We start from the raw sequence: 15690 nt of genomic DNA, 5'->3' as shown, positions 1-15690 counted from the left end.
GCAATGACGGAAGGCCCATTAAATGAAAGCGAAATGGAGTGGCTGGAAGAGACGTTAATGTCTTACGGTCATGACGATGCATCCGTGATTGACGTGTCCGAACTCGACGGCATGCTTACCGCCGTACTTTCCGGCCCGCGGGTGGTTGAACCCGATGCCTGGCTGGTGGCGGTTTGGGGTGGCGAGAAGCACATTCCGCGCTGGAAAAACGATCGTGAGATGAACCGTTTTATCGATCTCTGCTTTAAGCATATGAACGATATTGCTGAACGCCTGAGCGAATACCCGGATCAGTTTGAGCCGATGTTTGGTTTCACCGACGTCGACGGTCAAAGCTATACGGTAGTTGAGGAGTGGTGCTATGGCTATATGCGCGGCGTGGCGCTGACGGACTGGTCTTCTCTGCCGGAAGAGCTGAAAGCCGATCTGGACGTGATTGCCCTGCACGGTTCAGAGGAGAACAGCGAGAAGCTGGACGAGCTGACCGAAGAGGAATACACCGCCAGCATTGAGAGCATCCGGCCTGCGGCGCTGCGCCTGTATAACTACTGGGTGGAGAACCCGCAGCAGCCGGAAGTGAAAAAGCCGACCGTTAACGGGGCGAAAGTAGGGCGCAACGATCCGTGTCCGTGCGGCAGCGGGAAGAAGTTCAAGAGCTGCTGTTTGCATTAATAAAAAGGGGCTAATCGTAGCCCCTTTCTTTTTAACCTACCTCTGGCAACATCCCCGCCGCAATCAGCATCTGCACCAGAATAATTCCCACCCCAGCGGCAAATACCAGGCACAGCAGCGGTTTACCGCCCGCCACGCGATAGCCCTGGGCCGGATGCCGTTGACGACTCTTCCACGCCAGCAGGGAAGGCAGCAGCAGGGCGAGGATCGACAACGCCACGCCCGCATAGCCCAGCGCCATCACAAACCCGCGCGGGTAGAAGAGCGCAAAGGCCAGGGGCGGCAGGAAGGTAATTGCCCCCGTCTGCAAACGCCCGCCGAGGGTATTACGACGCTGGAACAGGTCAGCAAGATAATCAAACAGACCCAGCGCCACGCCCAGAAACGAGGTTGCCAGCGCCAGGTCCGCAAACAGGTGCACCGCCAGCTCAACGTGCGTAGAGGTCACAACCTCGCGCAACGTCAGCAGGAAGCCGTTCAGCCCGGAGTGCTCCGCCATCAGGCCAATAAAGGTGGATGAGTCAATGCTGCCGAGCGTCACCAGCTGCCAGAAGATATAGGCGATGAGCGGAATGGCGCTGCCGATAACAAACACGCGGCGCAGCTTGCGGATATCGCCGTTCATATAGCTGACGATGCTCGGCACGCTGCCGTGGAAGCCAAACGAGGTGAAGATGACCGGGATGGCGGAAAGCGCCAGCCCTTTTTCCAGCGGCAGCGTCAGCAGGTTCACCTTGTGCACGTGCGGTGCCAGCAGAACCAGCATCACAACCAAAAACAAAATTTTGGCGCTAAACAGAAAGCGGTTAAACAGATCGACCAGCGACGTGCCCGCGCACACCACGCCGCCGCCGATGAGCGCGAAGAATATAGCCCCCGTCGCCGGCGTAATATCTGAACCAAACCAGTCGTTGACGCTGGAGGCAATCAGCTCCCCGGCTCCGCTGATATAGGCCGCCGTCAGCGCGTACATCAGGAACATCATGCTAAAGCCCGTGATCCACTGGCCGTAACGTCCCAGGTAGCGGGCGGCAAGAGAGCCCAGCCCTGTATCCGCCGGGACATGCTGGTAAACCTCCAGCAGCAGAAGCGCGGTATAGCACATCAGCGCCCAGAGCAGGCCAAGCAGCAGCAGCGTCACGCCAAATCCTACGCCTGCGGCTGCCAGCGGCATTGCCAGCATTCCTGCGCCAATCGTCGTTCCTGCGACGATAAAAATACTTCCCAGAGTTCTGTTTTTCACGCTTTCCTCTACAACGACTCGTAATCGCGACCAAATCTGCGGCGCAGAGTAAGGGAAAAGCGTTATCTCGTCAAATCACCGTTACAGGCTGTGTAATCATTAGTTTACAACGGTTCGGGGCGAGAAGGATTAAGGGCCAGCGCACATTTCCCTTCAGGCGAAGGATTAATGCGTTTATTCAGAGGGCAAAAGGGAGGAGAGATTTATTAGGAAGCGCGATTAAAACGGTGCTGAAAAATCAGCACCGCTTTAAGATTAATTTTGCGTATCGAGGGTCGCCAGCTCTTTATCAATAAAGTAAAGGCCTTCACCTGATTTACCGGCCAGAGACAGTTTATCCAGCACCGATTTAAACAGCTTCTCTTCTTCATGTTGCTCGGCAACATACCACTGCAGGAAATTAAAGGTCGGATAATCCTGGCCAATCATGGCGGCGTGCACCAGTTCGTTAATTTTCTGCGTAATGAGCTGCTCGTGCTCGTAGGTGGCGCGGAACAGTTCATCCAGAGAACCGTATTCGGCAACCGGAGAGGCGACAGGATCGATGCGCGGCAGGCTGCCCGTATCCGTCAGATAATCAAAGAGACGCTGCATGTGGGTCATCTCTTCCTGAGCGTGGCGGCGCAGAAACGCAGCCGCGCCTTCAAAGCTGTGATAGCTGCACCAGGCGCTCATCTGCTGGTAAAGCAAGGATGAAAAAAGCTCAAGGTTCATTTGAGCATTGAGCTTGTCGATCATTTCAGTTTTCAGCATGGTGAAGCTCCGGTTTATTATTTCTGGTTCACGATGAGCGACACTATAATTTGTTATTTAATTATTTGCAAAACGTAAAATAAATATTTGTTTATTTAAAAATACGAATGGGAATAAAACGCATTGGCGATTTTTATATTAATTAATGAGAATTATTTTTGTTCGTAATTAAATATACTGCCAGCCATGGCTGGCAGTGGTGATTAATATCAGGGATTATTTGCGTTAGGGGTAACGGCGTAGCCCATGCATTTATACTGAATGGTCATCGTCTCGTTCAGGCACAGCGAGCCGCTGATGAGGGTGCAGGTTTTGATGGGCTGACCATACGCGGATGCGGTGGCATATCCCATGCTCTGACAGGCTTTTTCCGCCGTACCGTTATTCACATACGCATCCGAGTGGGCATTCTGCAGCATCGCCTGACCGTAGTTGAGGCGGACAATGCCGTTTGGGGCATCCAGGCTGCTGACTTCCGCCTGACGATTTATGCTACATCCTGCAAGCAGCAGGATCGTGCCGACGACCAATACTCTTTTCATGGTTCACTCTACGTGAATGGAAACAGGTATCGTACCCGTATACGCCTGACGCAATGGCTGGAATAGCCGAACGATCTGCCCTTTCTCTTTGTAACGAGCCAAATCATGTGTCCATACCGGCCCGGGCTGCCCGCCGCGCGAACGCATCGGTGATAACAGCGCTTTTAACTTTGCAGAACGCAATCTCGAATAAACGTGAAATTGTGAGCGCATCTTTGTTTTTTAAAACAAGTTTTCAGTTAATTTGAAAGCATGTTTGTTTGATAGTAAGGTTAATGCGAAAAGGTATCCATGGCGGGAGTTCCCGCAACGCATTCAGGAGAGACAAGATGAAAATTGCACTGATGATGGAAAACAGCCAGGCCGCTAAAAACCCTGTCATACTCAATGAGTTAAAGGCGGTAGCCGACGAGAAAGGGTTCCCGGTTTATAACGTTGGCATGAGTGATGAAAACGATCACCATCTTACCTACATTCATCTGGGCATTATGGCGAGCATTTTGCTGAATGCGAAAGCCGTTGATTTTGTGGTGACGGGCTGCGGTACCGGCCAGGGCGCGCTGATGTCGCTGAACATTCATCCTGGCGTGATCTGCGGCTACTGCATCGACCCTGCTGATGCGTTCCTGTTTTCACAAATTAACAACGGCAACGCGCTGTCTCTGCCGTTTGCAAAAGGCTTTGGCTGGGGAGCTGAGCTTAACGTTCGCTTTATCTTCGAAAAAGCGTTCACCGGACGCAAGGGTGAAGGCTATCCGCCAGAGCGTAAAGAGCCGCAGGTGCGTAACGCCGGCATTCTGAATCAGGTGAAAGCCGCCGTGGTAAAAGAGAACTACCTCGACACCCTGCGCGCCATCGATCCTGAGCTGGTGAAAACGGCCGTTTCGGGCCAGCGCTTCCAGCAGTGCTTCTTTGAAAACTGCCAGGACAAAGAGATCGAAGCCTTTGTTCGCGGCATCGTTGGCTGAGAATAACGCGCCGGGCGGCACCGCGCCCGCCCGGCCTGTTCACCTATTTTTTCGCCGAAACTGCGCTACCGGCATCTTTCGTCAGCCGCAGCGTGTCAAACATCCCCACCAGGCAAATCAGCGCGATCGCCACGAAGGCCAGCCGGAAGCTTATTCCTGGAACAGACGTAAGCCCCAGGCTCCCGCTGACTTGTTCACCGATGCGAATGCCGATTGCCCCCAGCGTGATCCCCAGCCCAACGGCAAGCTGCGTGGCGGTTGAAAAGAGCGTATTGGCATAGCTCATCTGTTCAGAAGGCACATCGGCAAAAGCGAGGGTGCTCACCGCGGTAAACTGAATTGAACGGAAGACGCCGCCAAGATAGAGGATAAGCATAATCAGCCACGCGGGCGTGTCCGGCGTGAGAAACGCGCAGGCCAGTAGCGAAAGAACGTTGAGCGCGCCGTTGATCAGCAATAGCCGCCTGAAGCCGAGACCACGAATGAGCGGCGTGGTGGCAGGTTTAATGGTCAGATTGCCAACGAAAACGGCCAGGACCAGCAGGCCAGAATGAAAGGCATCCATACCAAATCCAACCTGAAACATCAGCGGCAGCAGAAAGGGCACCGCGCTGATCGAGGCGCGAAACAGGGAGCCGCCGTACAGGGTGACGCGAAACGTGGCGACCCGCATGGCATCAAGGCGGATCATCGGCCATTCAGCTCGCCTGAAATGACGCAGGGCAAACGTGAGCGACACCACGCCAACGGCAAGCAGCCCCAGGGTCAACCCTCCCTGAAGATGCTGCCCTCCCATCGATTCCATCGCATACACCAGGCACACCATCGCTACGGTTGTCGCTAAAAATCCCGGCAGGTCAAAGGGCCGACGCCCGTCCTCATGCAGATCGGGGATGATGCGCAGCGCCAGAACAATGGCAATAAGCCCCAGCGGAACGTTAATAAAGAAGATCCAGCGCCAGTCGGCGTAGCTGGTGATGAACCCGCCGAGCGGAGGGCCAATGATGGGCGCAACCAGGGCAGGCCAGGTCAGGGTGGCGATGGCGGTAATCAGCTGATGTTTTGGGGTCGTGCGCAGCACCGCCAGCCGCCCAACGGGCACCATCAGCGCGCCGCCCATCCCCTGCAGCACGCGCATGGCGACGAACCGATCGACGGTCGTGGAAAGGCCGCAAAAAACCGAGGCCAGCGTGAAGATGGCCAGCGCCAGGGCAAATACCCTGCGCGCGCCGAAACGGTCTGCAATCCACCCGCTGGCTGGGATCAGCACCGCGAGGGTAATCAAATACGCGCTGATACCGACGTTCAAATCAACGGCCTGTACGCCGAAGCTTTTTGCCATGTCGGGCAGGGCGGTAGCAATCACCGTACCGTCCAGAAACTCCATAAAGAAAGCACCGGCAACCAGCAGCGCCGCGGGCGATAAGCCGCGGCTCTCTTTGCCAGTTATGTTTTCACTCATTTTTACGCCTGTCGTATCAAAAAAAATTATAAAAATTTACTGGAACTTATAGGGCCGTAACCTACGGAATTTACGTTAATTTTCTTAACAAAATGCGAGAACGGGTGAATTAATAAACGTGATTCACATCACAAAAGTGTTGTTTTTTGTGATGGTGGTCATATTATAGGCGTATCAACAATAACACCTGCATAACACATTACCGGAGCATCAGAATGAAACTGCGCAAAATCCTGAAAAGCATGTGGGCTAACTACTGCAACACCTTCAAAGACGTCCCACCGGGTGCGATGTTCTGATAAAAAAACCTGCTTCGGCAGGTTTTTTTATGCCTGCGAGTGACGAGAGGGAGATGAAAGGGCGCGTGTTTTGCTACTATGGCGGCCTTTGAATAAGGAGAAAGCCCATGTCACAAAACCTGAGCGCCGATCAGGAACTGGTGTCTGACGTCGTCGCATGCCAGTTGGTTATCAAACAAATCCTTGATGTGATTGACGTTATCGCGCCGGTCGAAGTGCGCGAAAAAATGTCTACCCAACTGAAGAATATCGATTTCACCAGCCATCCTGCTGCAGCGGATCCGGTTACGCTTCGTGCGATCCAGAAAGCCATCGCGCTGATCGAACTCAGGTTCACGCCGCAGGGTGAGTCTCACTAAAATAAACCGATGTTTTGAAATTAGAAACACATTTCTAACAAAACGTCTGAGGGCGACGGCGAACGTCGCCCCGCAAGCGTTTAGAAGAAGGTTTGTACCAGCAGATAGCTCGCCGCGCAGGCGCAGCTTACGCCGATCAGCCCTGGCAGGATAAAGCTGTGGTTGATGATGAATTTCCCAATCCTCGTTGTGCCGGAACGGTCAAAGCCGATGCAGGCTAAATCGCTTGGGTAGGTCGGCAACACAAAATATCCGTAAGAGGCCGGGAAGAAGGCAATCAGCATTTTCGGATCGATGCCCAGCATTAAGCCCATCGGCGCAACCGCCGTTAGCGCCGCCGCCTGGCTATTCACCAGCTTAGAAACCAGAAACAGCACGATGGCATAGGTCCACGGATGGCTTTTCACCACGCCTTCCAGCGCCATTTTGAGTTCGTCGAGATGGGCCTGGAAAAAGGTATCGCTCATCCACGCCACGCCGAATACCGAAAAGATGGCGACCATTCCCGCTTTGAATACCGCGCCGTTAGAAATGGCAGTGGCTTGTACCTTACAGGCCATGAGCATCACCGCGCCGGCAATAAGCATCATCATCTGGATGACAAGGTTCATCGACAGCGCCGTCATTTTGCCTTTCACCTCGAAGGCAGGGCGTAGCTCGGGCAGCGCGCCCAGCAGGACAACCACGGCAATCCCGGCAAAGAAGATCCAGGTGGACCAGTACGCCTGCTTAGGGAAGCGCTGATTCATTAACGTTTCCGTTCCGCCGTAGATAAAGTCCCGCTGTTTTGGATCTTTCAGTTTCTCCTGGAAATCCGGGTCATCGGCTAAATCCTTCCCGCGGCGCAGGCTCCATAGCGCAGCGATGGCGACGCCAAACAGCGAGGCGGGCACCGACACGGCGAGGATGTCGAGAATTCCCCACGCGTGGCCTATCCCGTGCTGCGCCCCCAGAATGGAGATCAGCGACACCACGGCAACGGAAACCGGCGAGGCGGTGATCGCCATCTGTGAGGCAATCGATGCCACGGCCATAGGGCGTTCCGGGCGTATCCCTTTTTTCAGGGCGATATCCGCAATGATGGGAAACATGGTGTACACCACGTGCCCCGTTCCGCACAGAAAGGTCAGCATCCAGGTGGTAAAAGGGGCGAGAAGGGTAATGTGCTGGGGATGCTTTCGCAAAAGGCGTTCGGCAAACTGCATCATAACGTTCAGACCACCCGCCGTTTGCAGGGTCGCCGCACAGCCGATAACGGCCAGAATGGTCAGCATCACGTCCACCGGCGGTTTGCCGGGCTGCAAACCGAAGACAAAGCTTAAAACGAACAGGCCGATGCCGCTTATCAGCCCGAGCCCCATCCCGCCAAACCGTGTTCCTACCAGCAGACAGGCAATAATGACAATAAACTCAATGGTGATCATGATGCTCCCTCGTCAATGAAGATGTAATGAAATAAATCATCACATGTTGTAAGGGTATTCGTTGGGAGCAAGATCTGATTTGTTAAATGTCAGCAAAAGCAGTGAGTTGATAACGAGAAGGGAACCTGCTCCGCGCCGGAGCAGGTGAAAGCGCTTAGTGGTGCTGAACCGTCACGATCTCGAGCAGATGGCGGTCTGTCTGTTCAGGGCATAAGCCGGCCTGCTTCGCGCTGCGGATTTCATCTGCAAGCGTTTTCAGCAGTGTGCCGTCCTGCTGTTGCTCTTTATCCATCTCGCGCAGGAATCTCAGGGTGATGCTGTCATGTTGGGCTTTGGCTTCATCGGCAAGTTTGTTCAGCGTGCTGCAGCGCTGTTCATACTCTTCAAGCGTACGCTGGAACAGCTCTTCCAGTGAGGAATAATCATCGTCGATGGTTTCCAGGGCCTTAACGGTAGGGTTAGCACCGGCAGCTTTCATAAAGTTAAATACCCGCATCATATGCGTGACGTTACTTTGCGCCTGGGTACGGAAGAACGTTGCGGTGCCATTAAGACTCTTTTCGGAACACCAGGCGCTCAGGTGCAGATGTAAATTGGAGGCATAGAACTCGAGGTTCAGCTGGGCATTCAGTTTTTGCATCATTGTTTGGGTAGTCATACTCATATCCTTATTGACTGGCGGACGCGAAATCCGCATCTAAACCTGACCCGGCAGGTACATACAGTGGAGGCAGAAAGACATCTCTGCGCTGATTAAAACTGACCGAATATTCACTTCCTGTGTTCGATATAAATAAGCATACCCTTGTATTAGATCTAAGAAAACTCTTAATTAGGCTGTGTTTACGATAGATTACAAAATTTAATATAGTCCAGAAATTCGTACAGATAGATATAAAATGAATATTTTAACGCATTGATAATTAAGGGTTAAAGTGTCGTGTATGTTGCTATTTTCATATTTGAAATTGCATCGCGATATAATATTCTGCGAATAAGTAAAATCCGTACGCAATATTTAAAATATATCCTGCAGAACAAAAATTGCGCTGTATCAATTTCCGCAAAAAATGACGGGAATGTGATCCTGGTGGAAGATTGTTTTTCTTGTCTCTGTGAAAATGAAACGATGTTTTATTATGTAACTTTCATTGAGGTTTACGATGGCAAAAGTAGCGGTGCTGCTGGCACCTGGTTTTGAAGAGGCGGAAGCTATAATCACGATTGATATCCTGCGTCGCTTGCACATTGAAGTCGAAACGCTGGCCTGCGCGGAATCGCGTGCGGTAGTGAGTTACCATAACATCCCAATGGTGGCGGATAGCACCTTATCCGAGCGTATCGATACGCTCTACGACGCGGTGGTGTTACCGGGCGGCCCGCAGGGCAGCGTCAATCTGGCAGCCAGCCGGGAGGTGATTCGTTTCGTTACCGCGCACGATGAGCGCGGGAAGCTGATATGCCCGATCTGTTCGGCAGCAGCGCGCGTTCTGGGTGGGAACGATCTGCTCAAGGGACGCCGTTACGTCTGCTCCGGTGAGCTATGGGAGACGGTCAAAGACGGCGAATATGTGGATGCGCCCGTCGTTGAAGATCAAAACCTCATCAGCGGCAAAGGGCTCGGACACGCCTTTGACTTTGCGCTGACGATTTCTGCCCGACTCCTGGGTGACGACGCGCCGGTCCGCGACCACGCCGATCATATCTACTATCGCTGGTAATTTTCCCGCCGGACGCTATGCCGTCCGGCCATCAGGGACTTCTTAGCTAATCTTATGGACTATTCTGCTTAACCCCTGTTCATTTGTCCGACAATTCCACGCTTTTTTATGTCATTTTCCGCTGAATTTATGTACGCAATTACTGTAATTCTGCGGTGTGATGCCGCTCTCTTATGGATGATTAATTTCCCGCTAAAACTATCACCAGCACTAACGCTTATGACGAGGTAAGCGCTAATGCCTTGTTTTAAGTCCGATAAAAATAGAAGCACGCAAATATTCCCTACAGAAAAGAATGCTAAAGCTGGAGTTAACCATGCACAAATTTACTAAAGCGCTGGCGGCCATCGGCCTGGCTGCCGTTATGTCACAATCCGCTATCGCTGAAAATTTAAAACTCGGTTTTTTGGTTAAGCAGCCTGAAGAACCCTGGTTCCAGACCGAATGGAAATTCGCCGATAAGGCCGGGAAAGATTTAGGTTTTGAAGTCATTAAAATTGCCGTACCGGACGGCGAAAAAACGCTGAACGCCATCGACAGCCTGGCGGCCAGCGGCGCGAAAGGCTTTGTTATCTGCACGCCCGATCCCAAGCTGGGCTCCGCCATCGCCGCGAAGGCGCGCGGCTACGACATGAAGGTCATCGCCGTTGACGATCAGTTCGTCAACGCCAAAGGCAAACCGATGGACAGCGTGCCGCTGGTCATGATGGCGGCGACCAAAATCGGCGAGCGTCAGGGGCAGGAACTGTATAAAGAGATGCAAAAACGCGGGTGGGATGTCAAAGAAACCGGCGTGATGGCCATTACCGCCGATGAGCTGGATACCGCCCGCCGTCGCACCTCTGGTTCAATGGACGCCCTGAAAGCAGCGGGCTTCCCGGAGAAACAAATCTACAAGGTGCCAACTAAATCTAACGACATTCCGGGTGCATTCGATGCGGCAAACTCCATGCTGGTGCAGCATCCCGAGGTGAAGCACTGGCTGGTGGTCGGCATGAACGACAACACCGTGCTGGGCGGCGTGCGCGCAACCGAAGGGCAGGGCTTTAAGGCGCCTGACGTTATCGGCATCGGCATCAACGGCGTGGACGCGGTGAGCGAACTGTCTAAAGCCCAGGCGACGGGGTTCTACGGCTCGCTGCTGCCAAGCCCGGACGTCCACGGCTATAAATCCAGCGAGATGCTGTACAACTGGGTCACCAAGGGCGCTGAGCCACCAAAATTCACCGAAGTGACCGACGTGGTGCTGATCACCCGCGACAACTTCAAAGAGGAGCTGGCGAAAAAAGGGCTGGGCGGTAAGTAATACGCTGTGATTGTGCCCCTCACGCACCGTGGGGGGCCAGACGTACACACTACAGGAATCACGGAGACGTTATGCAACAGTCTGATCCGTATCTCTCTTTTCGCGGCATCGGGAAAACGTTCCCCGGCGTGAACGCGTTGACCGATATCAGCTTCGACTGCTATGCCGGCCAGGTTCACGCTCTGATGGGGGAGAACGGCGCGGGGAAATCCACGCTGTTAAAAATCCTCAGCGGCTTCTACACGCCGACGACCGGCACGCTGGCCATTCGCGGCGAAGAGGTCGCGTTTTCCGATACGACCGCGGCGCTGAACGCCGGGGTCGCCATTATCTATCAGGAACTGCACCTGATCCCTGAGATGACCGTGGCGGAAAACATCTATTTAGGCCAGCTCCCCCAAAAAAGCGGCATTGTTAACCGTTCGCTCCTTAACTACGAGGCGGGGCTGCAGCTTAAGCACCTGGGCCTGGATGTCGATCCCCAGACCCCGCTGAAATATCTCTCCATCGGCCAGTGGCAGATGGTGGAAATTGCCAAGGCGCTGGCGCGCAATGCCAGAATTATTGCCTTCGACGAGCCGACCAGCTCGCTTTCTGCGCGTGAAATCGAAAACCTGTTCCGCGTGATCCGCGAGCTGCGTAAAGAAGGCCGCACTATTTTGTACGTATCGCACCGCATGGAGGAAATCTTCGCCTTAAGTGATGCCATCACCGTCTTTAAGGACGGACGCTACGTGCGCACCTTTAGCGATATGCAGCAGGTGAATCATGACCAGCTTGTCCAGGCGATGGTGGGCCGCGACCTCGGGGATATCTACCACTGGCAAACGCGGGAGTACGGGCCCGAGCGCCTGCGGCTGGACAACGTGAAGGCGCCGGGCGTGCGAACGCCGATTTCGCTCTCGGTGCGCAGCGGCGAAATCGTCGGGCTGTTTGGCCTGGTCGGGGCGGGGCGGAGCGAGCTGATGAAAGGCCTGTTTGGCGGCACCCGTATCACACAGGGGCAGGTCTCGATCGACGGTCAAAAGGTGGATATTCAGAAGCCCGCGCATGCCATCAACGCGGGCATGATGCTCTGTCCGGAAGACCGCAAGGCCGAGGGCATCATTCCGGTGCACTCGGTGCGCGACAACATCAATATTTCCGCCAGGCGTAAGTACATTCGCGCGGGCTGCCTGATCAACGACGGCTGGGAGTCGAGCAATGCTGACCACCACATTCGTTCGCTGAACATCAAAACGCCGGGCGCGGAGCAGCTGATCATGAATCTTTCCGGCGGCAATCAGCAGAAGGCCATTCTGGGCCGCTGGCTGTCGGAGGATATGAAGGTCATTCTCCTGGATGAACCGACGCGCGGCATCGACGTTGGGGCAAAACACGAGATTTATAACGTGATTTATGAACTGGCAAAACGCGGCGTGGCGGTGCTGTTCGCCTCCAGCGATCTGCCCGAGGTGCTCGGCGTTGCCGACCGTATCGTCGTGATGCGTGAAGGTGAAATTGCCGGTGAATTGCTGCATGAACAGGCGAATGAACAACAGGCGTTGAGTCTCGCCATGCCTAAAGTTAGCCAGGCTGTCGCCTGAGTAAAGGAGTCAATGATGTCCTCTGTTACTACATCCGGAGCGCCGAAGTCGGCTTTCAGCTTTGGCCGCATCTGGGACCAGTACGGTATGCTGGTGGTCTTTGCCGCGCTGTTCCTTGCCTGCGCGATCTTTGTGCCTAACTTCGCCACCTTTATCAACATGAAAGGGCTGGGGCTGGCGATCTCCATGTCCGGCATGGTTGCCTGCGGCATGTTGTTCTGCCTGGCCTCCGGTGACTTTGACCTGTCGGTGGCGTCCGTCATTGCCTGTGCGGGCGTTACCACGGCGGTGGTGATAAACATGACTGAAAGCCTGTGGATCGGCGTTTTTGCCGGCCTGCTGCTTGGGGTGCTCAGCGGCCTGGTGAACGGGTTTGTGATTGCGCGTCTTAAAATTAACGCCCTGATCACCACCCTTGCCACCATGCAGATTGTGCGCGGCCTGGCCTACATCATCTCTGATGGTAAAGCGGTCGGCATCGAAGATGAGCGTTTCTTCACCCTGGGCTACGCTAACTGGCTGGGGCTGCCCGCACCTATCTGGCTGACGGTGGCGTGCCTGATCCTGTTCGGCTTCCTGCTCAATCGCACCACGTTTGGCCGTAATACGCTGGCGATTGGCGGTAATGAAGAAGCGGCACGTCTGGCGGGTGTTCCGGTGGTGCGCACCAAGATCATCATCTTCGTGCTCTCCGGGCTGGTCTCCGCAGCAGCAGGGATTATTCTGGCGTCGCGTATGACCAGCGGTCAGCCGATGACCTCCATCGGCTATGAGCTGATTGTTATCTCTGCCTGCGTTTTAGGGGGTGTTTCCCTCAAGGGCGGCATCGGAAAAATCTCATATGTGGTGGCCGGGATACTGATTCTGGGGACCGTGGAGAACGCCATGAACCTGCTGAATATTTCGCCATTCTCGCAGTACGTGGTGCGTGGTCTGATCCTGCTGGCAGCCGTGATTTTCGACCGTTACAAGCAAAAAGCGAAGCGCACCGTTTAACGTTCACCCCGCTTTTATTATGCTCAACTATTAACCTTAGTTGACCCTCCGACCGCCTCGCCAGTTTTGCTGGCGGGGCGGTTGTCAAATGGCGAGCACCGTCACACTGTCTATACTTACATGGCTGTTAAATCACTGTAAGGAGGAAAAGGGTGGCTGACTTGTTAACCGCACCGCCTGTATTGCCCGGAAAATATGCTTACTTTTTTGACCTCGACGGAACGCTCGCCGGGATCCAGCCGCATCCTGACGACGTGGTTGTGCCGGATACGGTATTAGAGCATTTGCAACAGCTCTCACGGCTAAACGAGGGCGCATTGGCATTGATTTCAGGGCGCTCAATGGCCGAGCTGGACGTACTGGCCAGTCCTTACCACTTTCCGCTGGCGGGAGTACACGGAGCGGAGCGCCGCGATATCCATGATCAACTGCACGTTGTCTCACTCCCCGACGCGTTAATCCAGACGCTGCAGCGGCAGCTCGCCTCGGCGCTGGAAGCGCTGCCCGGTACCGAGCTGGAGTCGAAAGGCATGGCCTTTGCCCTGCACTATCGCCAGGCACCCCATCATGAAGCGGCGATCTTTGCCATTGCCCGAAACGTGGCCGAGGCCCATCCACAGCTCGCCCTGCAGCCGGGGAAATGCGTCGTTGAGATAAAACCTGAAGGGATTAATAAAGGCGCAGCTATTGCGGCGTTCATGGCTGAAACGCCATTCAAAGGGCGGACGCCCGTATTTTTTGGGGATGACCTGACCGACGAGGCCGGGTTTGCCGTGGTAAATAAGGCCGGCGGAATGTCTGTCAAAGTCGGCCCTGGAGAAACGATTGCCAACTGGCGGCTGGAAAGCGTGGCCAGCGTTTGGCAGTGGATTACTGACGTCGCTAACCAGCAACAACAACAAATAGCGCAACACAACGGGAGAAATCATTATGGGTCGCTTAGTCGTCGTCTCTAACCGCATTGCACCGCCGGATGACAAAAAAGCCAGCGCAGGTGGCCTGGCGGTAGGGGTATTAGGTGCATTAAAAGCCGCTGGCGGGCTCTGGTTTGGCTGGAGCGGGGAAATCAGCAACGAAGACGCGCCGCTGTCTAAAGTGTCGCGCGGCAATATTACGTGGGCCTCTTTCGCCCTGAACGAGCAGGACTACAACGAGTATTACTCCGAGTTCTCCAACGCCGTGCTGTGGCCAGCCTTCCATTACCGCCTGGACCTGGTGAAATTCCAGCGTGAATCGTATGAAGGCTATTCGCGCGTCAACGCGCTGCTGGCGGATAAACTGCTGCCGTTAATTGAGGAAGACGATATTTTATGGATCCACGATTACCACCTGCTGCCGTTCGCCAGAGAGCTGCGTAAGAGAGGGGTAAACAATCGGATCGGCTTCTTCCTGCATATTCCTTTCCCGACGCCGGAAATTTTCAACGCGCTGCCGCCGCATGAAGAGCTGCTGGAAGCGCTGTGCGATTATGACTTACTGGGCTTCCAGACTGAAAACGATCGTCAGGCTTTCCTCGAGTCGGTGTCAGGCAAAACGCGACTGATCAGCAAAGGCAGTAAAGCGCACACCGCGTGGGGCAAGTCTTTCCACACCGAGGTCTATCCTATTGGGATTGAACCGGAAGAGATTGCCGAACAGGCCTCCGGGCCGCTGCCGCCCAAGCTGGCGCAGCTGAAGAATGAACTCAAGCACGTAAAAAACATCTTCTCCGTTGAGCGCCTGGATTACTCCAAGGGGCTACCGGAGCGATTCCTGGCCTACGAAACGCTGCTGGATAAATACCCGGAACATCACGGCAAAATTCGCTACACGCAGATTGCCCCCACGTCGCGCGGTGAAGTTCAGGCGTATCAGGATATTCGCCACCAGCTGGAGACGGAAGCCGGTCGAATTAACGGTCGTTATGGTCAGCTCGGCTGGACGCCGCTCTTTTATCTCAATCAGCATTTTGAACGTAAGATCCTGATGAAGGTCTTTCGCTATGCGGACGTGGGCCTGGTCACGCCGCTGCGCGACGGGATGAATCTGGTCGCCAAGGAGTATGTGGCCGCGCAGGACCCTGCCGATCCCGGCGTGCTGGTGCTGTCGCAGTTTGCGGGTGCGGCAAATGAATTAACCTCTGCGCTCATCGTCAACCCGTACGATCGCGATGACGTTGCCAATGCGCTTAACCGTGCGCTGACGATGCCTCTGACCGAGCGTATTTCCCGCCATGCGGAGATGATGGAAACGATCCGCGACAACGACATCGACCGCTGGCAGGCGCGCTTCATTCGCGATTTACGTCAAATCACGGCGAAAAGTGATGAGGGCGATCTGCAAAAAAAGATCGCGACATTTCCTAAATTAGCCTGATATT

Annotated in this window: 16 protein-coding genes; 10 read left to right on the top strand and 6 right to left on the bottom strand. The window is 54.4% G+C overall.

What is annotated here, in order from left to right:
• Positions 1-3 precede the first annotated feature (3 nt).
• Entirely contained in the window at positions 4-672 is a 669-nt protein-coding gene (locus VPX56_RS14005) for a YecA/YgfB family protein (protein ID WP_326467070.1), read from the top strand.
• Positions 673-703: 31 nt separating this feature from the next.
• Here VPX56_RS14005 and tyrP read toward each other — a convergent pair whose 3' ends face one another.
• The 3 genes from tyrP to yecR all read right to left on the bottom strand — a co-directional run bounded on the left by tyrP (position 704) and on the right by yecR (position 3210).
• Positions 704-1915, bottom strand: a complete 1212-nt coding sequence (gene tyrP / locus VPX56_RS14000) for a tyrosine transporter TyrP (RefSeq protein ID WP_326467068.1) — start codon at positions 1913-1915, stop codon at positions 704-706.
• A 255-nt stretch (positions 1916-2170) separates the two neighbouring features.
• Complete coding sequence (gene ftnA / locus VPX56_RS13995) at positions 2171-2668, bottom strand: non-heme ferritin (protein ID WP_263610160.1); 498 nt, start codon at positions 2666-2668, stop codon at positions 2171-2173.
• A 209-nt stretch (positions 2669-2877) separates the two neighbouring features.
• Positions 2878-3210, bottom strand: coding sequence for a YecR family lipoprotein (gene yecR / locus VPX56_RS13990; protein ID WP_326467066.1), 333 nt, complete (start codon positions 3208-3210; stop codon positions 2878-2880).
• 329 nt (positions 3211-3539) lie between these two features.
• On the opposite strand from yecR, the gene VPX56_RS13985 reads away from it, so the two are divergent.
• Entirely contained in the window at positions 3540-4178 is a 639-nt protein-coding gene (locus VPX56_RS13985) for an RpiB/LacA/LacB family sugar-phosphate isomerase (RefSeq protein WP_263610158.1), read from the top strand.
• 43 nt (positions 4179-4221) lie between these two features.
• On the opposite strand, the gene VPX56_RS13980 is transcribed toward VPX56_RS13985, so the two are convergent.
• Entirely contained in the window at positions 4222-5640 is a 1419-nt protein-coding gene (locus VPX56_RS13980) for an MFS transporter (RefSeq protein ID WP_326467062.1), read from the bottom strand.
• A 215-nt stretch (positions 5641-5855) separates the two neighbouring features.
• On the opposite strand from VPX56_RS13980, the gene azuC reads away from it, so the two are divergent.
• Both azuC and VPX56_RS13970 read left to right on the top strand, forming a co-directional pair.
• Positions 5856-5939 carry a stress response protein AzuC gene (gene azuC / locus VPX56_RS13975; protein WP_014832437.1) on the top strand — a complete coding sequence of 28 codons (84 nt, stop codon included), beginning with the start codon at positions 5856-5858 and terminating at the stop codon, positions 5937-5939.
• 107 nt (positions 5940-6046) lie between these two features.
• Positions 6047-6298 (top strand): DUF2766 family protein, encoded by a 252-nt coding sequence (locus VPX56_RS13970; protein WP_006176098.1) that lies wholly within the window; start codon positions 6047-6049, stop codon positions 6296-6298.
• An 80-nt stretch (positions 6299-6378) separates the two neighbouring features.
• Here the strand turns inward: VPX56_RS13970 and VPX56_RS13965 are convergent, their stop codons facing one another.
• Together VPX56_RS13965 and VPX56_RS13960 are read right to left on the bottom strand one after the other, a co-directional pair.
• Positions 6379-7722: an anaerobic C4-dicarboxylate transporter gene (locus VPX56_RS13965; protein ID WP_326467060.1), complete on the bottom strand. Its 1344-nt coding sequence runs from the start codon at positions 7720-7722 to the stop codon at positions 6379-6381.
• Positions 7723-7876: 154 nt separating this feature from the next.
• The gene (locus tag VPX56_RS13960; protein ID WP_326467058.1) at positions 7877-8380 is read right to left on the bottom strand and encodes a non-heme ferritin-like protein; all 504 of its coding nucleotides are present in this window, start codon (positions 8378-8380) and stop codon (positions 7877-7879) included.
• Between the two features lie 505 nt (positions 8381-8885).
• Here VPX56_RS13960 and VPX56_RS13955 point away from each other — a divergent pair.
• The 6 genes from VPX56_RS13955 (at position 8886) to otsA (ending at position 15686) form a co-directional block, all read left to right on the top strand.
• Complete coding sequence (locus VPX56_RS13955; protein WP_326467056.1) at positions 8886-9443, top strand: DJ-1 family glyoxalase III; 558 nt, start codon at positions 8886-8888, stop codon at positions 9441-9443.
• A 316-nt stretch (positions 9444-9759) separates the two neighbouring features.
• Complete coding sequence (gene araF, locus VPX56_RS13950; protein WP_131632224.1) at positions 9760-10749, top strand: arabinose ABC transporter substrate-binding protein AraF; 990 nt, start codon at positions 9760-9762, stop codon at positions 10747-10749.
• A gap of 71 nt (positions 10750-10820) precedes the next feature.
• Entirely contained in the window at positions 10821-12335 is a 1515-nt protein-coding gene (gene araG / locus VPX56_RS13945) for an L-arabinose ABC transporter ATP-binding protein AraG (RefSeq protein WP_131632225.1), read from the top strand.
• 15 nt (positions 12336-12350) lie between these two features.
• On the top strand, positions 12351-13331 hold the full coding sequence (gene araH, locus VPX56_RS13940; protein WP_131632226.1) for an arabinose ABC transporter permease AraH: 981 nt from the start codon (positions 12351-12353) through the stop codon (positions 13329-13331).
• Between the two features lie 152 nt (positions 13332-13483).
• Positions 13484-14287, top strand: a complete 804-nt coding sequence (gene otsB / locus VPX56_RS13935) for a trehalose-phosphatase (RefSeq protein WP_326467050.1) — start codon at positions 13484-13486, stop codon at positions 14285-14287.
• Positions 14262-15686, top strand: coding sequence for an alpha,alpha-trehalose-phosphate synthase (gene otsA / locus VPX56_RS13930; protein ID WP_326467048.1), 1425 nt, complete (start codon positions 14262-14264; stop codon positions 15684-15686). The genes otsB and otsA overlap by 26 nt, the downstream gene beginning before the upstream one ends.
• The last annotated feature ends 4 nt before the right edge of the window (positions 15687-15690 follow it).

The organism is Enterobacter wuhouensis, assembly GCF_035835995.1.
Taxonomy (GTDB): domain Bacteria; phylum Pseudomonadota; class Gammaproteobacteria; order Enterobacterales; family Enterobacteriaceae; genus Enterobacter; species Enterobacter wuhouensis.
This window is presented reverse-complemented; position numbering and strand designations above follow the sequence as displayed.